Source organism: Carboxydocella sporoproducens DSM 16521 (assembly GCF_900167165.1).
In the GTDB taxonomy this organism is placed as follows: domain Bacteria; phylum Bacillota.
This window is the reverse complement of the sequence record NZ_FUXM01000001.1, coordinates 84,791-106,734: the sequence shown is the minus strand read 5'-3', so window position 1 is coordinate 106,734 and position 21,944 is coordinate 84,791. Positions and strand designations below refer to the sequence as shown.

Here is a 21,944-nt window from a genome sequence, read left to right as displayed (position 1 = left end):
AGGGGAAGAAAATGGACAAAAAATGGCAGGGACTGCTGGCAACTGTCATTTCGGCCATGGGCTTCGGCTCCATGGCCATTTTCGTTAAAATTGCCTATCAGCACGGGGCTGATCCCTACAGTTTGCTGGCTTTGCGCTTTCTGGCGGCCTGCGGGGTCCTCTGGCCTCTGCTGGTCTGGAAATATCCCGGCCAGTGGCGACTTGGACCGGTCCAAACCGTGCGTTTTGCTTTACAGGGCTGGCTGGGCTATGGGATTACGGCCATAGGATATTTCTCATCCTTGCAATATATACCGGCGGGGCTCACCGCTTTGATCCTTTATCTCTACCCCGCTTTGATTGCGTTGCTGGCCTGGTTTTTTGGCCTGGAGCGGCCTTCTTTCTGGCAATGGAGCGGAATAGCTTTGTCCTTTCTGGGTTGTGCCCTGGTGCTTAATCCTTTTGCGGGCGGGTTCAGCGCTACAGAGTGGCGAGGGATAGGTCTGGCTTTGCTGGCTCCAGGGGCTTATGCCCTGTTCGGGATACTGGGGCAGAAAAATGTTGAGGCGAAACCGCCAGTGGTTGTGACTGCCTGGATTTGCCTTGCCTGTGCCCTTTTGTTTAACGCGCTGGCCCCGCCCTGGCGCTGGTGGCCTGCTTTTGACAGTATAGGGTTGCTCGCCGGGCTTGCTATTGGAGTAGTTTCCACTGCTATGGCTATCCTGGGTTATCTCTACGGGATTGAAAAACTGGGGGCGAGCCGAGCAGCCTTGATCAGCAGTTTTGAGCCTGCCTTTACTGTCCTGCTGGCCGCATTTGTCCTGGGAGAGAATTTAAACCTGAAGGACTGGTTTGGACTACTGGCCATTCTAACCGGGGTAATGCTGGGACAATGGAAAAAAGAAAGAGCAGCCGCAACGGCTGCTCAATCTTAAACCTGGATTTCACCGCTGAAGCGGTTAACCAGGGTGCCATCGCCTTTTTTCACGACTACCTCCCAGGTATAGACACCAGGGGTGGCCCAGTCAGTGCGGCCGGGTTCCAGGGTGACTTTTTTATCCCAGACCACGGTGTTGAGGCCATCAGGCAGGGGTTCAGTAGGCCGGTCATAAATGACCGCAACTACCTGCTGCTGACTGTTGTAGATTCGAATCGATACATAGCTGGGTTCAGCCAGGTAAAAACGAATAGCATAGCCGGGAATGGCGGAGTTTTTCACCTCATCCACCCTTGGTACAGCATATAACCGGGCCAGCTCGTCTGCTGGCAGATTGTTTACCGGTTCCGACTGCGAGGACCCCGGTGGTGGAGTTATTACCGGTGGTGATGCCGACGGAGAAGGTGGAACCGGATTGTTTGTCCCCGGTGGAGTAGAGCTTCCCGTGCTGATGCTACCGCCGTTACTGTTGCCACCAGCTCCACTGCTGGAGCTGCCTCTCCCTGTACTGCTGCTGCCAGGGGTTTGCCGCCCGGGATTGCCGGGGCTAACGGCAGGAGGGCTACTGTTTGCCGGACGGTCACCTATCTTTACTGTCATTTTCCAGCGACTGCGGTTGCCGAACCGGTCCTGGGCGGTGAGCCAGAGGGTGTAGTTGCCTGCTGGCCAGTTTTTAAGGCTGATATTTACCCCGATAGGGCTTACCTGGTACCAGCGACCCTGGATGGGACGAACTAATGCCTTGCCTTTACTGTTATAGACAGCCAGCCAGACCCGGGATTTTTCATTAAAGCGAAAACGCAGGGGCCAGTTACCTCCGCTGACCAGAGGTGGATTGGGCTTTTGCAGCCAGCTGAGGACAGGCGGCTTGCGGTCTGTTATTTTTCTGGTGGTTTTAGCCAGAGCTGGTCCTGGAAAGGCTAATAGCAACAAGAGGAACAAACTCAACCACCTGGTTATTAGCTTCATAGTATCACTCCTCTATTTGATGCATGTTGGCCGCACACTCGTGACTTCAGTCATGAGTAAGGCCGACAAACATTGTACCCCTTGTCCCAAGTATACAACAAATGTAATAATATGTACAAGGGGTGAAGTTTTTGTGGCTAGCGTTAGCGAAAACACCGAGGAAGCGATCAAAAATTACATACGAGGAGGAAGAAGGCAATTGAAGAAAATCTGGGGACTGCCGCGGAATGTTTTCATACTGGGCTGGGTCAGTTTTTTCAATGACCTCTCCAGTGAGATTGTGATTCGTACCCTGCCCTTGTTTCTCAGCAATATCCTGGGGGTAAAGACTTCGGTTATTGGCTTGATTGAAGGGATAGCCGATACTACAGCTACCCTGCTGAAATTTCTGGCCGGCTATTTATCTGACCGGATTCGGCGCCGTAAACCATGGGTGGTAGCCGGTTATCTGATTCCGGCCCTTTCCCGGCCTTTTCTCTATTTTGCCAGTAGCTGGCTCTGGGTGCTGGGCATTCGCTTTCTGGACAGGGTGGGCAAAGGGATTCGCACCGCCCCCCGGGATGCGCTCATCGCTGATTCGGTGGCTCCGGAAGAGCGGGGGCAGGCTTTCGGTTTTCACCGGGCCATTGACCCCTTCGGAGCGGTGCTAGGAGCTACCCTGGCTGCCTTGCTGGTTTACTGGTCCCAGCAGGGGCAAGTACAACTAACGTTAACAGGCTATCGCTATCTGGTGCTGGCGGCGATCATTCCGGTATTTATAGGTACTATACTGCTGATTTTTTTTGTTAAGGAAGTGGAGCCGAAAGCGGAAAAATCAGCACTGAAGCAGGGATTGGACTGGTCTTTATCCGGGTTTGACTGGCGCTTTAAGGTATTTTTGCTGATTAATATTCTGTTTACCCTGGGTAATTCCAGTGACGCTTTCTTGCTGTTAAGAGCCCAGAACGTCGGTTTATCGGTGGTGCAGATATTCTTTCTGCTGGCTCTCTTTAATTTACTCACGACAGCAGTAGCGTGGCCCGCCGGTAAACTCTCTGACCGCATTCCACGGATTTATCTGATTGTTGGGGGCTGGCTGGTGTATGCTGTTGTCTATCTTGGTTTCGCCATAGCTGATAGCAGCTGGCAGGTCTGGTTTTTCTATGCCCTTTATGGAGTCTATTATGGCGCCACTGAAGGGGTGGCCAAGGCCCTGGTGGCGGACCTGGTTCCGGCGGAAAAGCGGGGGACAGCCTATGGCCTCTATAATTTCAGTCTGGGTATCAGTCTGCTGCCTGCCAGTCTGCTGGCGGGCTGGTTATGGCAATGGGCTGGTCCGGCTGCTCCCTTTTATTTTGGGTCCGGACTGGCATTGCTGGCAACAGCTGGTTTGTGGTATGTTTTTCGTTAAAAAAATTGTGAGCCGGGGGAACTTCTGGCTCATTTTTTTCGTCTAACTGATTGAAAGCGGAAAGGAGGCGAAGGGATGGAACTGGCAGAACTGCTGGCCCGCAGTCAAAAAGGGGATAAAGAGGCATTTGCCCGCCTGGCGGAACATTACCAGCCCTATGTCTGGCGCGTCGCCTGGCGTTTGATGGGGAACAGAGAGGATGCGGAAGATCTGGCCCAGGAGATCTGGCTGAAAGTCTTTTTACAATTACCGGGTTTCAAGGGGGAAGCGGCTTTTACTACCTGGCTCTATCGCGTGGCTGCCAATACCTGCAAAGATGCCCTTCGCCGGCGTTCCCGCCAGCAGGAAACAGCCTGGGAGGAAGAGATTGCTGTGACGGTCAGGGAGGACATCGAGGGGGAGCTGGAGGTCCAGCAGCTGTTAAATCAGCTGCCGCCAGAACAGCGCCTGATTTTGATTTACCGGGATGTACAGGGTTTCAGTTATGAGGAAATTGCCGCTATCCTGAGGATTAATCCGGGGACAGTCAAATCCCGTCTGGCCCGGGCCCGGCAGAATTTGCGCCAGCTCTGGCTGTCTGCCAGGGAAAGGGGGAGGGAACTATGACCTGTGAACGCGTGAAAAAACTGCTGTCTCCTTTCCTGGATGGGATGCTGACAGAAAAGGAAAGAATGGCAGTGGAGGAGCATCTGGCTACCTGTACCGCCTGTCAGCAGGAAAAAGAGGAGCTGCAGCGCTTGCAGAAACTGCTGGCGACTGAACCGGAGCAAACACCGGGTCCTGATTTCCAGCAGAGACTCAAAACAAGGCTGGCCCGCCAGCCTTTAGGTGCCGGGCACTGGTGGCTGCGGTTGAGCAAGGGCAAAATCGTTACTGGTGTAGCCAGTCTGGTGGCAGCTTTGCTGCTGGTGACTGTGGTCAGCTTTAGCCTCTGGCCTGGTGTTCGGGCCTTACTAAATCAAGAGAACGTTTATCATTCATATGCAGACCCAACTTTGACGGCTAAGAGTATGGCAGGGGCCCCAATGAAAGAATCGGGCAGTCCTCCTGCCTCCTCGAGTACAGTTGAGCGCAAATTGATTGTGACCGCTACTCTGGAAATCGCCGTAAAAGATGTGCAGGCCAGTTTCGAGCGCCTGCAAGCCAGAGCGGGACAATTTGGAGGCTATGTGGAAAATGCTTTTCTCCAGGGTAACCAGGAGAGGGAGGACCAGGTGCAGTCGGCCAGTGTTACGGTGCGTTTGCCAGTTGCCAAACTGGACAGCTTCCTGGCCGGTCTGGGTAAGGAAGGCCGCATCCTTACCAGCCAGCGCAGCAGCCAGGATGTTACCCTGCAGTACACGGACCTGGAAGCAAGGCTGAACAATCTTAAGGTCCAGGAAAAAAGGCTGCTGGAACTGTATCAGAAAGCCACCAAAGTGGAGGATATCCTGCGCCTGGAGGAGCAGGTGGGCCGGGTGCGGGGTGAGATTGACAGTCTGACGGCCCAGCTAAAAGTAATGAACAACCAGGTGGAATTTGCCACTATTACTGTTAATCTGCAAAAAGACCAGGCGGCCGGAATCGGTGTAGATGGGGAAGGATTCTGGGCCCAGCTGCAACTGGCCTTCTGGGAGGGGACCAATCAGCTGGTTCAGGATGCCTGGCAAGTGCTTCTGAGCCTGGTCTATAACTTCTGGCGCTTGCTCCTGGCCGGTGGAATTCTGGGGCTGGCCATCTTCTGGCTCAAGCGCAAACTGAAAAATTAGCAGGCATTTCCTACCCGGGGAAGTAGCCCCGGGCCTGTTTTTTTGTTAAAATACTTTTGAGGTGACAGAAATGAAAAAACTGCTGTTAATTGACGGCAATAGTCTGGTACATAGAGCTTACTGGGCCTTGCCTCCCCTGACTACCGGTTCGGGGGTACCCACCAATGCCGTCTTTGGTTTTCTTAACATGCTTTTAAAATTGCTGGAAGAGGAAAAACCTGACCTGGTGGCAGTAGCTTTTGATGCCGGGCGTCCTCAGTACCGGCTGGAGCTGTATCCGGAGTACAAGGGACACCGGCCCAAAACTCCTGATGACCTGCGGCCCCAGTTTCCCCTGGTCAAGGAAGTGCTGGAGGCTCTGCGCATAGCCCGCTGTGAGCTGGAGGGCTATGAAGGAGATGATATCATCGGCACCCTGGTGGAAAGGGCCAGGACAGAAGGGGGAATCAGGAGTCTAATTGTCACCGGGGATAAGGATAGTTTACAGCTGATCGATGAACAGACGGAAGTTTTGCTGTGCCGGAAAGGCATCAGTGATCTGGAGCGGTATAATTTTGAGAATTTAACGGAAAAGACGGGACTGCAACCGGCTCAGATGCTGGATTTGAAGGGGCTGATGGGGGACAGTTCTGACAATATTCCCGGTGTACCGGGGGTAGGGGAAAAAACCGCCCTCAAACTGTTACAGCAATATGGCAGCCTGGAGAACCTTTATCAGAACATAGGGGAGATTGCCGGGAAACTGAAGGAAAAGCTGCTCCAGGGTCGGGAATTGGCTTTTATGAGCCGCGACCTGGCCCGGATACGCCGGGATGTACCTCTGGCTTTCAGCTGGGAGGAACTCAGGCGCCGGCAGCCTGATTATCCCCGTTTGCAGGAAATGCTGACCAAACTGGAGTTTAAAACCCTGCTCAAACGGTTCGGAGATACAACCAGTGCTGAAATTGAGGTGAGGGCAGAGGAACCAGCGGTAGTTCCTGGCAGTGAAGCAGACTGGCAGCGTTTGCTGGCCGGAGCCCGGGAGGCAGGATACCTGGTTGTGGGATATAACCCTTATGGCAGTGGCGATGCCAGATTTAAAATCGAAGAGTTCTGGCTGGCAGCGGAACAGGGAGAGCTGGCTTTTCCTCTGACCCGGGAGCGGGTTCAAACGCTGGTCGGGCTGGGTTTGCCCGTAATTACTTATGATGTAAAAACCCTGAACTGGGGTCTAAGCAATGCTCTGGGGCAGGCGGTCTGGTTGAATCCAGCAGGAGATTTACTGCTGGCCCGATATTTACTGGATCCGGGCAAGAAACAGGAACCACCGGCCGGTTCACTGCTAAAAGCCTGGGAACAGGCCCGGGAACAGTTAGAAGCCAGGGATTTAACCCATTTATTGACTGAGGTGGAACAGCCCCTGGCTGAGCTGCTGTTCCGCATGGAACGGACTGGAATAAGGGTTGATGCCGGGGAGCTGGAACAGATGGGCCAGGAGCTGCAGGCAGCGATCCAGCGCTTGACCGGGGAAATTTACCAGCTGGCGGGGGAGGAGTTTAACCTTAATTCTCCCAAACAGCTGGGGGAAATTCTCTTTAATAAACTGGGTTTACCGGTGCTAAAGAAAACCAAGACCGGTTTTTCCACCAGTGCCGAAGTGCTGGAAGAACTGGCTCTGCATCATCCTATCGTGGAAAAAATCCTGGAGTACCGGCAGCTGGCCAAACTGCAGTCTACCTATATAGCCGGCTTACAACAGTTACTGGGGGCTGATGGGTTGATCCATACTACTTTTAATCAAGCCGTTACTGCGACCGGACGGTTAAGCAGCACCGAACCCAATTTGCAGAATATTCCGGTGCGGCTGGAACTGGGCCGCCGCATCCGCAAGGCCTTTCGGCCCCTGGAACCGGGACATAAATTGCTTTCTGCCGACTATTCCCAGATCGAGCTGCGCATTCTGGCTCATTTCAGTGGGGATCCGGAGCTGGTGGCAGCATTCCGGCATGGGGAAGACATTCATACCAAAACCGCCAGCCAGGTCTTTGGCGTACCGCGGGAAGCGGTAACCAGGGAAATGCGGCGGGCGGCCAAAGCGGTCAATTTTGGGATTGTCTACGGGCTCAGTGACTTCGGTTTGGCCCGGGATCTGAAAATCAGCCGGACGGAAGCCAGGGCCTATATCGAAAGCTATTTTCGCCAGTATCCCGGGGTTAAGGACTATATTAACCAGACCATAGCCCGGGCCAAAGAGCAAGGCTATGTCACTACTCTGCTGGGACGCCGCCGCTATTTGCCAGATCTGTTCAGCAGTAACCGGAATGTCCGGGCTTTTGGCGAGAGGACAGCAGTGAATACCCCGATTCAGGGGACAGCGGCGGATATTATGAAAGTGGCGATGCTGAAAGCCGATGCGGCCCTGAAAAGAACCGGGCTCAAGGCCAGAATGCTGCTGCAGGTCCACGATGAACTGATTTTTGATGTACCGGCGGAAGAAGTCCGGGAAGTAGCCCGGGTTCTCAGGGAAGCAATGGACACAGCAGTACAGCTGACAGTGCCCCTGGAAGTGGAAGTTAAGGCCGGAGATAACTGGTATGATATGAGTCAGCTGGAGGTGTAATTATGCCGGAATTGCCGGAAGTGGAGACAGTGCGACGCAGCCTTTCCCCTCTTGTGTGTGGCCAGGAAATCAGAGCAGTAGAGGTATTGCATCCGGGGGTAATCAAAGGGGTGCTGAATGCCCGGGCCTTCGTTACAAACCTGATGGGACGGCGTTTTGTGGAAATCCGGCGGCGGGGCAAATATCTGCTTTTTTTGCTGGATGATGGGCAGGTACTGCTGATCCATTTGCGCATGACCGGCCGACTGGTGCTGGCAGAGGCGGAGGCGCCTTTGTTGCCCCATACCCATCTGATCTGGCACCTGTCCAGCGGTCAACAGCTGCGTTTCAGTGATGTGCGCCGCTTTGGTGAGGTGCGGCTTTGCCGCCAGGAGCAACTGGAGATAGAGCCAGGGTTGGCCCGGCTGGGACCAGAGCCTCTGGAGCAGGAATGGACAGTGGCAACACTGGCGGCAGCTGTACGGGGGAAAAAAGCTCCCATCAAGAATATTTTGCTGAACCAGGAAATAGTGGCCGGGCTGGGCAATATTTATGCCGATGAGGCTCTCTACCGGGCAGGTATCAAGCCGGATCGGCCTGGTCAATCTTTGAGCCAGGAGGAGATCGAGCGCCTCTGGCTGGCAGTACGTCAGGTTCTGGCCGAAGGGATAGAAAACCGGGGCACTTCTTTCAGTGATTATGTGGATGGGCTGGGCCAGAAAGGCCAGATGCAGACAAGGCTGAAGGTCTATGGTCGCAGCGGTTCACCCTGCCACAGCTGTGGCACTATCCTGGAGAAAATGCGCCTGGCGGGCAGGAGCACCGTTTACTGTCCTGTCTGCCAGCAGTAACCTTTCCCTTGCCCTTGCCATATAGTGAGATAGACTTATCTGGCAAGGGAGGGAAAGAGGTTGAATTTACTGGTCGGTATTTTATTCGCGGTTGCGTTGAGTCTGGATGGACTGGCTGCGGGGATGGCTTATGGTTTACGGCAGATCAGGGTGCCCTGGTATTCTCTCCTGATCATCAGCCTGGCGTCTTCCGCTACTCTGGCCCTGTCCCTGCTGGGCGGAAAGGGATTGTACCGCTTTTTGCCTGCGGTCTGGGCGGAAAAGATAGGCGGCCTGATTCTGATCGGGGTGGGGATCTGGATTTTTGCCCAGAGGCTGGGCTCCGCTGAAGAAAGGGGAGAAAAAGAGGAGGCTACCCTGGTCAAATTTCGCATTCCCGGTCTGGGTTTAATTATCCAGATTTTGCGGGAGCCCCAGCAGGCGGACCTGGATCGCTCGGGAGTCATTTCACCAGTAGAAGCCCTCTGGCTGGGGGTGGCCCTGGCGCTGGATGCCTTTGCCGCTGGAATTGGCCTGGGCCTAACCGATGCCAGTATGTGGGAAATACCCCTGCTGGTGGGGGTAACCACATTTATTATGGTGGGAGGAGGCTTGAAACTGGGACAGGTTTGCAGTCGGCTAGCTTCTTCCCGCTGGGCAGCAATTTTACCGGGAATGATTTTAGTGGTATTGGGGATAAATAAATTGAGATGAACAACAAGGGGACCGGCAGCGGTCTTCTTTTTCTGTAATCCAGGGCAGGAATTGCCGCCTCAGGCTCGAATATATACTGTATATAATGTGCCTGAAAGGAGCGGTAACCGTGCGGGTAATCGGTCTGACCGGCGGTTTGGCCAGTGGCAAGTCCACGGTTTCGTCTTATTTAAAAGAAAAAGGGGCAGAAATCCTGGATGCGGATTTGATTGCCCGGGAACTGATGGCTCCAGGCCAGCCGGCCTGGCTGGAAGTAGTGCGCTATTTCGGCCGGGATGTACTCAATGAAGATGGGTCTATTAACCGGCAGGTGCTGGCGGAGAGAGTCTTTACCCGTTCGGAAGACCTGGCTCTGTTAAATGCCATCACTCATCCCCTGGTCAGACAGGAGATAGTGCGCCGCCTGAATGAGCTGAACAACCGTCCTACCCCACCTCCGGTAGCGGTGGTGGATGCACCTCTGTTAATTGAAGCGGGTTTGACCGACCTGGTGGAAGAGGTCTGGCTGGTGGCGGTAGAGCCGAAAATTCAGATTGAGCGGGCGGTGGCCCGGGGTATGGCAGCTGAGGAAGCGCAAAGAAGGCTGGCTGCCCAGTGGCCTCTGGACAAAAAAATGGTATATGCTACCAGGGTTATTGATAATAATGGAAGCAGAGAAGAGATGAAAAAGCAAGTGGATGAATTATGGCTCCAGCTGCTTTAAATGGAGTGGTTGTGGTTTGAAAAAGTATGGAAAAGGAAGAAAAAGAGCACTCTATTGGACAGGGGTAGCTGTTTTGTTTTTGCTGATACTCATTATCGGGCAGAGCCGGGCCCTGTGGAAATGGCTCTACCCCTTTCCCTATCAGGAGGTGATCTACCGGGAGGCGGAACGCTATCATCTGGATCCCTTACTGGTGGCAGCGGTAATTCATACGGAAAGCAAATTTAATCCCCGGGCCCGTTCGGAAAAAGGGGCCATTGGCTTAATGCAGCTGATGCCGGAAACTGCCCGCTGGGCGGCTTCACAACTGCAACTGGGGTCGGTAAAAGAGGAGGATTTGTTAAGGCCGGAGCTTAATATCAAGCTGGGATGCTGGTACATAAATCAGCTGGCCCGGGAGTTTAATGGTGACATGATAATCGTCCTGGCTGCCTATAATGGTGGCAGTGGCAATGTGCGGAAATGGCTGGAAAAAGAGAAATGGAGCGGACAGCATTCCACCATCGATGACATTCCTTTTCCGGAAACCAGAGCATATGTTAAAAAAACCCTGCGAGCTTATGAAATTTATCAAATTTTATATGCACAAAAATAAATTTTTGCAAAATTCTCAAGATATTCAGCAGGATTCTTACGAAAAACGTAGAAATATATAAAACACGCTACGAAAAAAGATTGTAAACTAGAACATCTCATGCTATTATTAGGAGGGGAAAATGAAAGGCCAGGGAGAAATTGACGCACTTGACCGTGAGATTATCAAACTGCTCCAGGAAGATGGGCGCAAGCCCTACACAGAAATGGCGCAACGCCTGGGAGTGAGCGAAGGGACGGTGAGAAGCCGGGTCAACCGCATGGTGGAGGAAGGGATTATAGAAATTGTTGTCCATGCCAATCCTGGCCGGGTAGGGTTACATACCCAGGCTATTATCGGCCTTACTACCCAGTTAGGGATGACCGAAGAGGTAGCCCAGCAGCTGATACCTTTCAAGGAGGTTCGCTTTATCGCTGTCTCCTCGGGGGCCTATGACCTGATTATCCAGGTTTACGTGGAGAACAATGAAAGGCTCCTGGAATTTGTCCACCAGAAGCTGGCCAGGATTCCCGGAATTGTCAGGGCGGATGTGTCGATTGAACTCAAAGTCTACAAAGACACCTTTGATTTTGTGTAGGGTAAACTGATCTAAAGGAGGATTAGCGCATGAAATTTGGGAAAAAAGCACTGGCCGCTCTTCTTTCTCTCAGCCTGGTGCTGGGAGCCGGTCTGGCTGGTTGTGCCGGCAAGACTGAAACCAAAGAAGGGGGCAAACAGGCTGAAGTACAAATGGCCAAAGAACAGGTGATCAAGTACAACCTGGGAGCTGACCCGGAAACTCTGGATCCCGCCAAAGCTACCGGCGCTCCCGAAATGACAGTTCTAAATGCCCTGTTTGAAGGTTTGACCCGCTATGACAAGGATGGCAAAATTGCCCCTGGTATGGCGGAAAAGTGGGAGATTTCCGAAGATGGTACCAAATACACCTTCCATCTGCGGGATGCCAAGTGGTCCAATGGCGACCCTGTAACTGCTAAAGATTTTGAATACGCCTGGCTGCGGGCCCTGGATCCCAAGACTGCTTCTGACTACGCTTATCAGCTCTACTACCTGAAAAACGGGGAAGAGTACAACAGCGGCAAAATCACCGACCCTGCTCAGGTAGGGGTCAAAGCCATCGATGATAAAACCCTGGAAGTAACCCTTAAGGCTCCTGCTCCCCAGTTCCTGGGTCTGACTGCTTTCTCCACCCTCTATCCGGTGAACAAGAAAGCCGTTGAGGCCAATCCCGAAGCCTGGTTCAAAAAGCCGGAAACCATGATTACCAACGGACCCTTCAAGATGAAAGAATGGACACCTAAGCAGCAGATTGTGGTGGAAAAGAACCCCGGCTACTGGGATGCTAATACTGTGAAGCTGAATCAGGTTGTCTTCACTATGGTTGAATCTGCTGATACTGAACTGACCATGTTCAAGACCGGTCAGATCGATATTGGGAACAATCCGCCCACTCAGGAAATCGAAAACCTGAAGAAAGACGGTTCTTTGAAAATCGGACCCCAGTTGACCACTTATTTCTATCGTTTCAATGTAACCCGGAAACCTCTGGATAATCCCAAGGTGCGGAAAGCTCTGGCCCTGGCCATTGACCGGGAAGCTATTGTCAAGAATGTAACCAAGGCTGGACAGACTCCGGCTGATGCCTTTGTTCCCGTTGGTTTCCCCGATGCAACCCCGGATAAGGATTTCCGCAAAGTAGGCGGTTCCCTGATCAAGACCTTCGACGCAGAAGAAGCCAGGAAGCTGCTGGCTGAAGCTGGTTATCCCGATGGCAAGGGTTTCCCGGAGATCACCATTCTCTATAACACCAATGAAAACCATCAGAAGATAGCTCTGGCCATTCAGGAAATGTGGAAAAAGAACCTGGGTATCAATGTGAAACTGGTGAACCAGGAGTGGAAAGTCTACCTCAAGTCCCAGTCTAATCTGGATTATGACATTTCCCGTGCCGGTTGGGGTGCTGACTATCTGGATCCCATGACCTTCATGGATATGTTTGTCACCAATGGCGGTAACAACAATACTGGCTGGAGCAACGCCAGGTATGATGAGCTGATCAAAAAGGCTAACCTGGAGTCTGACAATGCCAAGCGCATGGAATACATGCATGAAGCGGAAAAGATCCTCATGGATGAAATGCCCATTGCTCCTATCTACTTCTATACTCATCCCTATCTGATGAAAGATAACCTGAAAGATGTAGTAGTACCCAGCTTTGGTCCCTATTTCGAATTCAAGTGGGCCTGGGTAGCAGAGAAATAAGCTACTTTTAGAGGACGGCAGGGAGGTATATGCGGCTCCGCTAAGGGAGTCCGCATATACCTTCTTACCTTGTTAGGGAACTAGTAAAATAATGGTACAGCCAGGAGGTGTTTTCGGGGTGCTGAGATTTTTAGTGAGGCGTGCGATTTCGGTGGTGACCGCCCTCTTTTTTGTGGTGACCCTCACCTTTTTTATGATGAAAGCCATTCCCGGCGGGCCTTTCGATGCGGATAAGAAACTGCCGCCGGCTATTCAGAAGAACCTGGAGGAAAAATATCACCTTAATGATCCCCTGTACAAGCAGTACCTGGATTACTTGAAAGGGGTAGTAACCTGGAACCTGGGCCCGTCTTTCAAGGAAGAAGGGGTTACAGTCAATGATATCATCAAAACCTATTTCCCTGTCTCCGCTACCCTGGGGGCAGTAGCTGTTGCCTTTTCGTTGATAGTAGGTATTATTTCCGGAATCATAGCTGCATTACGACATAACAAGTGGCAGGATTATCTGGCCATGATTTTGTCCACTATCGGATTTGCTGTGCCCAGTTTTATTCTGGCGACCTTGCTGATGTACGTGTTTGCCCTCAAACTGCAATGGTTTCCGGCAGCGATGTGGGGGAGCTGGGAGAATGTGGTGCTTCCCGCTCTGGCGCTATCCGGGATGCCGACTGCGGTTATTGCTAGATTTATGCGCTCCAGCATGTTAGAGGTCTTACAACAGGATTATATCAAGACAGCTAAAGCCAAAGGGTTGTCTGAACGGGTAATTATCTACCGGCACGCTTTGCGCAATGCCTTAATGCCCATTATTACCTATCTGGGCCCTCTGGTGGCTGGTATCTTCACCGGTTCCTTTGTGGTGGAGCATATTTTTGCTATTCCTGGTCTGGGCCGCTATTTTGTCACCAGCATCAGCAACCGGGATTATACCGTGATCATGGGTCTGACTATCTTCTACAGTATTTTCCTGGTTTTGATGAACCTGCTGGTAGACCTGGCCTATGCGGCTGTTGATCCGCGCATAAAACTTGTGGAGAAGAAAGGGTGATCACGGTGGAGCTGTCCAAAGAGATGTTTCAACGGGTGGAAGTAGAAAAGGGGGCGGCAGAAGCCATCACCCGACCCAGTACCACCTTCTGGCAGGATGCCTGGCGGCGTCTGAAGAAAAACAAGCTGGCAGTAACCGGTCTGTGGATTATCGGGATTATGATCATTCTGGCTATTTTTGGCCCCTATATCAGCGGGTATACTTATTCAGATCAGAACCTGAACGCAACCAACCTGCCCCCTTCAGCTGCGCACTGGTTCGGCACCGATGACCTGGGCCGGGATCTCTTCACCCGGGTGATGTACGGTGCCCGCATCTCCTTGTTCATTGGGATTGCCACCAGTTTGATTACCTTTATCATCGGTGTTATCTATGGTGGCATTTCCGGCTACCTGGGCGGGAAAGTGGATGAAATCATGATGCGGATTGTGGAAATCTTCTGGTCTGTACCTTTCCTGCTCTACGTGATTTTGTTGATGGTGATCATGACTCCCGGCCTGAAAACCATCTTGATTGCCCTGGGAGCGGTTTACTGGATGGGGATGGCCCGGATTGTACGGGGACAGGTGCTGGCCTTGAAAGAACAGGAATATGTGCTGGCAGCCCGCACTCTGGGGGCCAGTTCCTGGCGTATCCTGTTCCGCCATCTGATTCCCAACGCCATGGGTCCGATTATCATTCAAATGACTCTGGCTATTCCGGAAGCAATTTTCACCGAAGCCTGGCTCAGCTTCCTGGGTCTGGGGGTTTCTGCGCCTATGGCATCCTGGGGTGTGCTGGCCAGTGACGGCATCAAGGGGATTTACTCCTATCCCTGGCAGATCTTCTTCCCCGCGATGTTTATCACCATTACCATCTTAGCCTTTAACTTCCTGGGTGACGGGCTGCGCGATGCCCTCGATCCCCGTATGCGCAAATAGGAGGTGCTGGGATTGCAACAGGAAAAACTCTTAGAGGTCAAAGACCTGCGGGTGTCTTTCTTCACCTATGCTGGTGAAGTACAGGCTGTCCGCGGTGTCAGTTTTCATGTTAATAAAGGAGAAGCAGTGGGGATCGTAGGGGAGTCCGGTTGTGGTAAGTCAGTAACCTCTCAGTCCATTATGCGGCTGATTCCCTGGCCCCCCGGGAAAATTGTAGGTGGTCAGATTCTTTTCCAGGGCAAGGACCTGGTTAATGCCACCGAACAGGAAATGGAAAAAATCCGGGGCAATGAGATCGGTATGATCTTCCAGGACCCCATGACCTCCTTGAACCCCACCATGACCATCGGTCGGCAAATTGCCGAAGGTTTGATCAAACACCAGGGTTTGAGCAAGGAGCAGGCCCGGGCTAAAGCAATTGAGATGCTGGGGAAGGTGGGCATTCCCAGCCCGGAAAAACGGGTGGACCAATATCCGCATGAATTTTCCGGAGGTATGCGGCAACGGGTTATGATTGCCATCGCCCTGGCCTGCAATCCCAAACTGCTGATTGCTGACGAGCCTACTACTGCCCTGGATGTGACCATCCAGGCCCAGATTATCGATTTAATGCGGGATTTGCAGAAGGATATGGATACTTCCATTATCCTGATCACTCATGATCTGGGGGTAGTGGCAGATCTCTGCGAAAGGGTCATCGTTATGTATGCCGGTAAGGTAGTGGAAGTGGGTACTGCCCGTGATATTTTCCACAAACCTCAGCATCCTTATACCTGGGGGTTGCTGCGTTCTGTACCGCGGCTGGATGCCCGCAAAAAAGAGCCTCTCAGCCCCATTTACGGTACACCACCGGATTTGCTCAATCCACCTAAAGGCTGCGGTTTTGCTGCCCGTTGCGAATATTGCATGAAAGTCTGTTTGGAGCAGGAACCACCGGTAACAGACCTGGGGAACGGCCATCAGGTAGCATGCTGGTTGCAACATCCTCAGGCGCCTAAACCGGAACGCCTGCAGGTAAAGGAGGTGGGCTAAGTGGCCAAACAACCACTGGTAGAAGTTAAAGGATTGAAAAAGTTTTTCGAGGTAGGCCACGGCCAGGTCCTGAAAGCGGTCAACAACCTCAATCTGACCATTCATAAGGGAGAAACTGTCGGTCTGGTAGGGGAGTCAGGTTGCGGTAAGTCCACTGCCGGTAGGACCATCATCCGGCTCTATGAGCCCACAGCCGGTCAGGTTCTATTCAATGGCCGCAATATCTATGATCTGAAGGGGAAAGAGTTGCTGCAATTGCGGCGGGGCATGCAGATGATCTTCCAGGACCCCTATGCTTCCCTGAACCCCCGTATGACGGTAGGGGATATCATCGGGGAGGCGCTGGATATCCACGGTCTGGCCAAGGGCAAGGCCCGCCAGGAACGGATTATCGAGCTCTTGCGTCTGGTTGGCCTCAATGCCGAGCATGCTAACCGCTTCCCCCATGAATTTTCCGGGGGTCAGCGGCAGCGGGTGGGTATCGCTCGAGCCCTGGCAGTAGAGCCCCAGTTCATTATCTGCGATGAGCCCATCTCCGCCCTGGATGTGTCCATTCAGGCGCAGGTGGTTAACCTGCTCAAGGATTTGCAGGAAAAAATGGGCCTGACCTATCTCTTTATAGCCCATGACCTGGCTATGGTTAAATACATCAGTGACCGGGTAGCGGTGATGTATCTGGGCAAGATGGTGGAGCTGGCTGAGTCCTTTGAACTGTATGACCGGCCGCTCTATACCCAGGCCTTGCTGTCAGCTATTCCCATTCCCGATCCGGAAGTGGAGGCTTCCCGGCAGCGCATAATCCTGCAGGGGGATGTGCCCAGTCCCATCAATCCCCCCAGTGGGTGCCATTTCCGCACCCGCTGCCGTTATGCCAAGCCTATCTGTGCTGAACAGGAGCCGGAGTTAAGAGATATGGGCGGCGGTCACATGGTAGCCTGCCACTTCGCCGGTGAAGTGGGTAGATAAATGAAAAAAGCCCCTCTGGAAGAATTTTCTATTCCGGAGGGGTTTACGTTTGTTAAATTGATTCAATACCCAGCCTATCCGCCAGTTCCCGGGCAAAATTAACATACTTATCCCGGATCGCAGCATTTTCAGGATCAGCCTCAATTTCGGCAAACAGCCGATTGAGGCTTTCTTTTGTTTCCGGGGCCAGTTGACGCCAGGCCAGAGGATAGATGACATTGTCTTCCTTATGGATGTGTTCCTGCAACAACTGCTCATAGCCGATGGCATTGGCAATCACATCCAGTTTGGCACTCTTATCGCCCTGATCCCAGCGGTTGAGAGCTTCCGCCAGTTTGCTGATAAACCGCCGCCCCAGATCATGTTCCACCAGCATGCCCAGCACGGGACCATCCTTCAACCGCTGGTCCATTTCTCCTTCCATACGGTTAAACAGCTGGTCTTCTTCTTTCATGTGATGATATTTATCGGCATAGTTGCGGACAAATTCAATAATCTGCCGGAAGAGGGCGGTATCCACCTCCGCCCCTTCCACTATCTGAGAACAAAGCTGGCGAATAGCCTTTAATACCAGCAGGATAGGTTTATGTTCGGCAATCAGGATCTCTTTTGCATCCATTGAATTTCACCTCTTAATCTGAATGACGATGGTGGCCATGACTGTGACCGCCTCCGCAGCCGCAGGAAGGGGTACCACTGGTCAGTTTGCCTGCAAGGAAGGCTGCAACTGCTTCTTCAACAGTGCCACTGGCTCCACAATAGACATTAATACCGGCAGATTGCAAGTGAGACATAGCTCCCTGACCGATACCCCTGGCCAAGGCCACGCTGACCCCTTCTGATTGCAGCAGTTCAGCCAGGCGGCCGTGCTGATGCTGGTAGCTGGCTGTATCGACCAGAGCTTTATTGACAATCTGGTTGTCTTCCACTGTTACTATGGTAAACTGCCGGGAACGACCGAAATGGGGATTAACCTGACCGTTTTCAGTGGGTATAGCGATTTTCATCGTATATCTGCCTCCTCCGTGAATGAGTATGCCATGGCCCATGAGCAGGGCATGGGCGATTTTTTGCCGGGCCTGTTTGAGCAGGCGGTGAAAAGTAGGGCGACTCACCCCCATGGTCTGGGCACATTCCGCCTGTTCCAGATCCAGATAATCTTTAAGGCGAATAGCTTCCAATTCTTCAAAGGTGAGTTCAATATCATGCAAATGGCTAGCAGGAACACCTGCCGGTTTATAATAGCGTGCCCAGGGCAAAGCTCTAATATGTCGACACCGGGTAGGTCGGACCATTCCATCACCTCCTTATTTTCAACATAACACGATTATGAACATATGTCAATAATAATTGGCATGAAATACCATGAATTTTTTTCGTTAGAAATATAACACTATAAAAGGAAAATTACTGGGGAGGTGAAGTATATGCCTGGCCAACTGTCTCAAAAAGAGCTGACACTGTTGCAGGACCAGATCAATAATGAGCGCTTGCTGGTTGCCAAGTTCAACAGCTATGCAGCTCAAACTACTGATCCCCAAATTCGGGCTATGTGTCAGCAAATAGCCCAGCGCCATCAACAGCACTACAATACCCTGATTCAATTCCTGGGACAATAAGGAGGTGAAAGCCATGTTCGGCCAAATGACAGATAAAGATCTTCTGCAGGACTTGCTGGTAACGGAAAAGTACATTACCTCTGCCTATGACAATTTTGCCAATGAATCTGCCAATCCCAGCCTGCGTCAGTCGGTACTTAACATACTCAATGATGAACACAATATTCAGTCCGATCTCTGGAATACCATGAATCAGCGGGGCTGGTATCAGGTTCAACCGGCTCAGCCCCAGCAAATTCAGAGTGCCATCAGTCAGGTTATGGGCGGTGGTGTCACCATCAGTCGAATTGGTCAGCAATTTGGCCAACAGCCCATGGGTCAACAGCAAATGGGCCAATTTGGCCAGCAAGCCATTGGTCAGCAACAGTTTGGCCAGCAGCAGATGGGTGGCTTTGGCGGGGGTGTAACCCTGACCCCATCTCTGGCTCAGGCCCAGAATGTGCTGCAATCCAATCTGAGCAATATGCGGCAACAGGTGATGAACGACTGGACCCAGACCAACCCCGATTACCAGATGCAAGCCGGTGGTTATGGCCAGCAGCAATTCGGCAGATACTAAGACCAATGGGAGGAGCGATTTTTCGCTCCTCTTTTTATGTTATAATAGTAGAAAATGAATAAAGCGACACAGGGGGGATTAAACTGGAACAGATCAGGCAGGCAGCGCTGGCTGCTGGTTTTCTGGCTGCTGGTTTTACTTCATGGCAGGGCCAGACCGCCCTGGTAGTAGCAAGGGCCATGCCTGAGCAGGGATGGCAACGTCGACAGGAGGGAAGGTGCCAGGGCTATGTGGCCCGGGTGGCCTGGGGTCAGGATTATCACCGGGTTATGCGGGAAATGCTGGAACGAGTTTTACAGCGAATGGGGTTAACAGGACAAATCCAGGTAGACAGCGGGCCCTGGCCGGAAAAGGAACTGGCAGTAAAAGCCGGCCTGGGCTGGATTGGCCGCAATACCCTGTTTTACCACTGGCAAGCCGGCTCTTTTGTTAACCTGGGGGTAGCTTTATTGCCCTTCCCAGCAGATGGAGGGAAGAACGAAATAGAAAAAAAACCCGGCAGCCGTTGTGGACAGTGTCGGCGCTGTTTGGAAGCATGCCCTGGTGGCGCCTTGACTGAACAGGGGCTGGTGGTGAGCCGCTGCCTTTCAGCGGTCAGTCAGCGGCGAGGGGACATAACTGAAGCAGAGGCAAGGTTGCTGCCGCCCCGACTGTACGGTTGTGATGATTGCCAGAAAGTCTGTCCCTATAACCGGGAGCAGGTAAAGAAAATGGGGGACTGGGGCTGGATAGATGTGGATGAGGTATTGAGTTTAAGTAACCGGCAATTCAAGGAGAGCTGGGGCAAAACAGCGGCGGGCTGGCGCGGGGCCGGGGTAATCCGGCGCAATGCCAGGCTGATTACAATTTCACAGAATGGACAAAAAAATATGGTATACTGGAATAAAAAAGATAATGGGGGATAAATGATGGCGAGAGTACTGGTGGTAGATGATGAAGAGCGGATCAGAAGGATGTTGAGGTTGTTTTTGGAAAAAGAAGGACTGGAAGTCCTGGAGGGGGAAAACGGCCAGCAGGCAGTGGAGCTGGTGCGAAAGGAACGGGTGGACCTGGTGGTACTGGATCTGATGATGCCGGTCATGGACGGCTGGGAGGCCTGTCAGCAGATTCGCAGCCAATCCCAGGTTCCGATTATCATGTTGACGGCCCGGGGGGAAGAAGAGGAAAGGATTCATGGTTTTGAACTGGGAGCTGATGATTACGTAGTCAAACCCTTCAGCCCCAAGGAACTGGTGCTGCGCATAAAAGCCCTTTTGCGGCGCAGCCTGGGCTCAAGTCCAGTGGAGGGCGAAAAAAAAGGGCTGAGTTTTCCTGGCCTTACCATTTTGCCGGAGAGCCGGAAAATCCTGGTGGATCAGCAGGAGGTTGCCCTGACGCCCCTGGAGTATGATTTGCTCCATTTCCTGGCCCGGCATCAGGGGCGGGTATTTACCCGGGAGCAGCTGCTGGAAAAAGTCTGGGGCTATGATTATTTTGGCGATTTGCGTACCGTGGATACCCATGTCAAACGGGTACGGGAGAAACTGGGGAAAATCAGCACTGAAGTAGCAGGCTATGTGGTCACCGTTTGGGGTGTGGGCTATAAGTTTGAGGTGAAGAAATGACCTGGCTCAAGCAACTGAGAGAAAGTATCGTTGTCAAGCTCTGGCTTTCCATGGTATTGTTGTTTGTCGGAGTAATGATTATCCTGGGCCTGGTTCTGAGTTCCATGTTCGAACAGTTCTATTTTAACTGGCAGGCCCGGGATTTAATCAATCGCAGCCTGCAGGTTGGCAAGGTACTGGCTGAGGAAGGGGACTGGGCCAAAGCCTATACCTATGCGGAAATCCTCAGTAAAGAAGATGGCTCGACCATTGGTATTACCAACTCTCATGGTGTGGTAATGGGATGTTCCAACCCGGAACATTTCTCCCGGGGAGCGCGCCTGAGCCAGGAAGAACTGGAGGCCCTGGACGCTGGACGGATATTGATTAAACAGGGCAATATCCCCGGTCAACGGCAGACTCTGTTGATGGTCCTGGTGCCGGTGGAGTTGCCGGTTAGTGTCATGCCCGGCATGGGGCCCTGGCGGGGCGGCCGTAATACCAGTTTGCAGCGGGTTGGGGTGTTTGCTTATGTACCGGTTGCGCCTATAACAGAAACCATCTTGCAGGTACGGCTGCTGTTAAGCGCTACTGCCATGGGGGCGGTGGCTTTAATCACCGTTCTGGGGCTGTTGATGAGCCGCAAGATTACTACTCCGGTGCTGGCTATTACTGAAGTGGCCATTGCCATGATTAAAGGAGATTTCAGTCGCCGGGTGGAAATCAGTTCCCAGGATGAAATCGGGCGGCTGGGTCAGACTCTGAACAAGCTGGGGGAAGAACTGGAACGTTCCCGGCAGGCTCAGGAGGGGCTGGAAAAAATGCGCCGGGATTTTATTGCCAATGTGTCCCATGAACTGCGCACCCCGCTGTTTTTGATTCAGGGTTACACTGAGGCCTTGCAGGAAGGGCTAGCAGCAGATGAGGCAGCCCGGGAGGAATTACTGGCAGTGATTATGGACGAAACCAGACGGATGCAAGGTCTGGTCAATGAACTGCTGGATCTGGCCCGCTATCAGGCGGGACAGGCTCCCCTGCGCATGGAGCCTATACAGGTAGAAGAATTGCTGGCCGGGGTGGCCCAGAAGTTTCGCCCCTGGGCCCAGGAACAGGGGATTAGTCTGGAAGTGGAGGCGCAGCCAGGGCCTCCGCTGACCGGAGATTATGATGCGCTGACCAGGGTGCTGATCAACCTGACGGATAATGCTCTGCGTCATACGCCGGCCGGGGGACAGGTGACCCTGCTGGCTGAGCCGGAAGCAGATGGCTGGAAAATCAAGGTCAGGGATAGTGGTTATGGCATTCCTGCAGCGGATATCCCCTATATTTTTGAGCGGTTCTACAAAGTGGACAAGGCCCGCACCCGGGGGCGGGGCGGAACAGGCCTGGGACTGGCTATTGCCCGTTCCATTGTGGAGGCCCATGGAGGTAGTATCAAGGTGGAGAGCGAAGAGGGCAAAGGTACCGAATTTCAGATCTTTTTGCCCGCTAAGGTGTAGGCAAGGGCCTACA

Annotated in this window: 23 protein-coding genes; 20 read left to right on the top strand and 3 right to left on the bottom strand. The window is 52.7% G+C overall.

The features are described 5' to 3' along the window. Positions 1-11 precede the first annotated feature (11 nt). Positions 12-914 (top strand): DMT family transporter, encoded by a 903-nt coding sequence (locus tag B5D20_RS00535; protein ID WP_078664265.1) that lies wholly within the window; start codon positions 12-14, stop codon positions 912-914. Here B5D20_RS00535 and B5D20_RS00530 read toward each other — a convergent pair. Continuing rightward, positions 911-1,885 carry a hypothetical protein gene (locus B5D20_RS00530; RefSeq protein ID WP_143311757.1) on the bottom strand — a complete coding sequence of 325 codons (975 nt, stop codon included), beginning with the start codon at positions 1,883-1,885 and terminating at the stop codon, positions 911-913. The two genes, B5D20_RS00535 and B5D20_RS00530, sit on opposite strands and share 4 nt — an antisense overlap. 199 nt (positions 1,886-2,084) lie before the next feature. On the opposite strand from B5D20_RS00530, the gene B5D20_RS00525 reads away from it, so the two are divergent. From B5D20_RS00525 to B5D20_RS00460, 14 genes are all read left to right on the top strand, one after another. After that, a complete protein-coding gene (locus B5D20_RS00525) occupies positions 2,085-3,275 on the top strand; it encodes an MFS transporter (RefSeq protein WP_200803445.1) in 1,191 nt (396 codons plus the stop codon). Between the two features lie 75 nt (positions 3,276-3,350). Continuing rightward, positions 3,351-3,881 (top strand): RNA polymerase sigma factor, encoded by a 531-nt coding sequence (locus B5D20_RS00520; protein WP_078664262.1) that lies wholly within the window; start codon positions 3,351-3,353, stop codon positions 3,879-3,881. Further along, entirely contained in the window at positions 3,878-5,023 is a 1,146-nt protein-coding gene (locus B5D20_RS00515; protein ID WP_078664261.1) for a DUF4349 domain-containing protein, read from the top strand. Before B5D20_RS00520 ends, B5D20_RS00515 begins: the two co-directional genes overlap by 4 nt. A 70-nt stretch (positions 5,024-5,093) precedes the next feature. Further along, positions 5,094-7,622, top strand: a complete 2,529-nt coding sequence (gene polA, locus B5D20_RS00510; protein WP_078664260.1) for a DNA polymerase I — start codon at positions 5,094-5,096, stop codon at positions 7,620-7,622. Between the two features lie 2 nt (positions 7,623-7,624). Next, complete coding sequence (gene mutM / locus B5D20_RS00505; RefSeq protein WP_078664259.1) at positions 7,625-8,452, top strand: DNA-formamidopyrimidine glycosylase; 828 nt, start codon at positions 7,625-7,627, stop codon at positions 8,450-8,452. A 60-nt stretch (positions 8,453-8,512) separates the two neighbouring features. Then, positions 8,513-9,145 carry a sporulation membrane protein YtaF gene (gene ytaF, locus B5D20_RS00500; protein ID WP_159071810.1) on the top strand — a complete coding sequence of 211 codons (633 nt, stop codon included), beginning with the start codon at positions 8,513-8,515 and terminating at the stop codon, positions 9,143-9,145. Positions 9,146-9,254: 109 nt separating this feature from the next. Further along, positions 9,255-9,848: a dephospho-CoA kinase gene (gene coaE, locus B5D20_RS00495; RefSeq protein WP_078664257.1), complete on the top strand. Its 594-nt coding sequence runs from the start codon at positions 9,255-9,257 to the stop codon at positions 9,846-9,848. 73 nt (positions 9,849-9,921) lie between these two features. Continuing rightward, positions 9,922-10,443, top strand: a complete 522-nt coding sequence (locus tag B5D20_RS00490) for a lytic transglycosylase domain-containing protein (RefSeq protein ID WP_242946582.1) — start codon at positions 9,922-9,924, stop codon at positions 10,441-10,443. 121 nt (positions 10,444-10,564) lie between these two features. Continuing rightward, positions 10,565-11,020 carry an Lrp/AsnC family transcriptional regulator gene (locus B5D20_RS00485; protein WP_078664255.1) on the top strand — a complete coding sequence of 152 codons (456 nt, stop codon included), beginning with the start codon at positions 10,565-10,567 and terminating at the stop codon, positions 11,018-11,020. A 29-nt stretch (positions 11,021-11,049) separates the two neighbouring features. After that, the gene (locus tag B5D20_RS00480; RefSeq protein WP_078664254.1) at positions 11,050-12,705 is read left to right on the top strand and encodes a peptide ABC transporter substrate-binding protein; all 1,656 of its coding nucleotides are present in this window, start codon (positions 11,050-11,052) and stop codon (positions 12,703-12,705) included. A 118-nt stretch (positions 12,706-12,823) separates the two neighbouring features. Continuing rightward, positions 12,824-13,753, top strand: a complete 930-nt coding sequence (locus B5D20_RS00475; RefSeq protein ID WP_078664253.1) for an ABC transporter permease — start codon at positions 12,824-12,826, stop codon at positions 13,751-13,753. Between the two features lie 23 nt (positions 13,754-13,776). Then, positions 13,777-14,673 carry an ABC transporter permease gene (locus B5D20_RS00470; protein WP_107754256.1) on the top strand — a complete coding sequence of 299 codons (897 nt, stop codon included), beginning with the start codon at positions 13,777-13,779 and terminating at the stop codon, positions 14,671-14,673. 12 nt (positions 14,674-14,685) lie between these two features. Beyond that, positions 14,686-15,705, top strand: coding sequence for an ABC transporter ATP-binding protein (locus B5D20_RS00465; RefSeq protein WP_078664252.1), 1,020 nt, complete (start codon positions 14,686-14,688; stop codon positions 15,703-15,705). Further along, positions 15,706-16,671, top strand: a complete 966-nt coding sequence (locus tag B5D20_RS00460) for an ABC transporter ATP-binding protein (RefSeq protein ID WP_078664251.1) — start codon at positions 15,706-15,708, stop codon at positions 16,669-16,671. It abuts the gene before it with no gap. 52 nt (positions 16,672-16,723) lie between these two features. Here B5D20_RS00460 and B5D20_RS00455 read toward each other — a convergent pair whose 3' ends face one another. Together B5D20_RS00455 and B5D20_RS00450 are read right to left on the bottom strand one after the other, a co-directional pair. Beyond that, on the bottom strand, positions 16,724-17,290 hold the full coding sequence (locus B5D20_RS00455) for a hemerythrin domain-containing protein (protein ID WP_078664250.1): 567 nt from the start codon (positions 17,288-17,290) through the stop codon (positions 16,724-16,726). A 13-nt stretch (positions 17,291-17,303) separates the two neighbouring features. Next, positions 17,304-17,966 carry a DUF134 domain-containing protein gene (locus tag B5D20_RS00450; protein WP_078664249.1) on the bottom strand — a complete coding sequence of 221 codons (663 nt, stop codon included), beginning with the start codon at positions 17,964-17,966 and terminating at the stop codon, positions 17,304-17,306. 132 nt (positions 17,967-18,098) lie between these two features. Here B5D20_RS00450 and B5D20_RS00445 point away from each other — a divergent pair, with 132 nt between their 5' ends. From B5D20_RS00445 to B5D20_RS00425, 5 genes are all read left to right on the top strand, one after another. Then, the gene (locus tag B5D20_RS00445) at positions 18,099-18,290 is read left to right on the top strand and encodes a ferritin family protein (protein WP_078664248.1); all 192 of its coding nucleotides are present in this window, start codon (positions 18,099-18,101) and stop codon (positions 18,288-18,290) included. 13 nt (positions 18,291-18,303) lie between these two features. Continuing rightward, the gene (locus B5D20_RS00440) at positions 18,304-18,849 is read left to right on the top strand and encodes a spore coat protein (protein ID WP_078664247.1); all 546 of its coding nucleotides are present in this window, start codon (positions 18,304-18,306) and stop codon (positions 18,847-18,849) included. Positions 18,850-19,028: 179 nt separating this feature from the next. Continuing rightward, complete coding sequence (locus B5D20_RS00435) at positions 19,029-19,754, top strand: epoxyqueuosine reductase (RefSeq protein WP_078664246.1); 726 nt, start codon at positions 19,029-19,031, stop codon at positions 19,752-19,754. A gap of 3 nt (positions 19,755-19,757) precedes the next feature. Then, a complete protein-coding gene (locus B5D20_RS00430; protein WP_107753053.1) occupies positions 19,758-20,453 on the top strand; it encodes a response regulator transcription factor in 696 nt (231 codons plus the stop codon). Continuing rightward, a complete protein-coding gene (locus tag B5D20_RS00425) occupies positions 20,450-21,931 on the top strand; it encodes a sensor histidine kinase (protein WP_078664244.1) in 1,482 nt (493 codons plus the stop codon). The genes B5D20_RS00430 and B5D20_RS00425 overlap by 4 nt, the downstream gene beginning before the upstream one ends. Positions 21,932-21,944 lie beyond the last annotated feature (13 nt).

Bases quoted from the DNA above. Each gene is read 5' to 3' on its own strand.
- B5D20_RS00535 (WP_078664265.1), top strand. From the start codon at position 12: ATGGACAAAAAATGGCAGGGACTGCTGGCAACTGTCATTTCGGCCATG.
- B5D20_RS00530 (WP_143311757.1), bottom strand. From the start codon at position 1,885: ATGAAGCTAATAACCAGGTGGTTGAGTTTGTTCCTCTTGTTGCTATTA.
- B5D20_RS00520 (WP_078664262.1), top strand. From the start codon at position 3,351: ATGGAACTGGCAGAACTGCTGGCCCGCAGTCAAAAAGGGGATAAAGAG.
- B5D20_RS00515 (WP_078664261.1), top strand. From the start codon at position 3,878: ATGACCTGTGAACGCGTGAAAAAACTGCTGTCTCCTTTCCTGGATGGG.
- polA (WP_078664260.1), top strand. From the start codon at position 5,094: ATGAAAAAACTGCTGTTAATTGACGGCAATAGTCTGGTACATAGAGCT.
- mutM (WP_078664259.1), top strand. From the start codon at position 7,625: ATGCCGGAATTGCCGGAAGTGGAGACAGTGCGACGCAGCCTTTCCCCT.
- B5D20_RS00485 (WP_078664255.1), top strand. From the start codon at position 10,565: ATGAAAGGCCAGGGAGAAATTGACGCACTTGACCGTGAGATTATCAAA.
- B5D20_RS00480 (WP_078664254.1), top strand. From the start codon at position 11,050: ATGAAATTTGGGAAAAAAGCACTGGCCGCTCTTCTTTCTCTCAGCCTG.
- B5D20_RS00470 (WP_107754256.1), top strand. From the start codon at position 13,777: ATGTTTCAACGGGTGGAAGTAGAAAAGGGGGCGGCAGAAGCCATCACC.
- B5D20_RS00455 (WP_078664250.1), bottom strand. From the start codon at position 17,290: ATGGATGCAAAAGAGATCCTGATTGCCGAACATAAACCTATCCTGCTG.
- B5D20_RS00450 (WP_078664249.1), bottom strand. From the start codon at position 17,966: ATGGTCCGACCTACCCGGTGTCGACATATTAGAGCTTTGCCCTGGGCA.
- B5D20_RS00445 (WP_078664248.1), top strand. From the start codon at position 18,099: ATGCCTGGCCAACTGTCTCAAAAAGAGCTGACACTGTTGCAGGACCAG.
- B5D20_RS00440 (WP_078664247.1), top strand. From the start codon at position 18,304: ATGTTCGGCCAAATGACAGATAAAGATCTTCTGCAGGACTTGCTGGTA.
- B5D20_RS00435 (WP_078664246.1), top strand. From the start codon at position 19,029: ATGCCTGAGCAGGGATGGCAACGTCGACAGGAGGGAAGGTGCCAGGGC.
- B5D20_RS00430 (WP_107753053.1), top strand. From the start codon at position 19,758: ATGGCGAGAGTACTGGTGGTAGATGATGAAGAGCGGATCAGAAGGATG.
- B5D20_RS00425 (WP_078664244.1), top strand. From the start codon at position 20,450: ATGACCTGGCTCAAGCAACTGAGAGAAAGTATCGTTGTCAAGCTCTGG.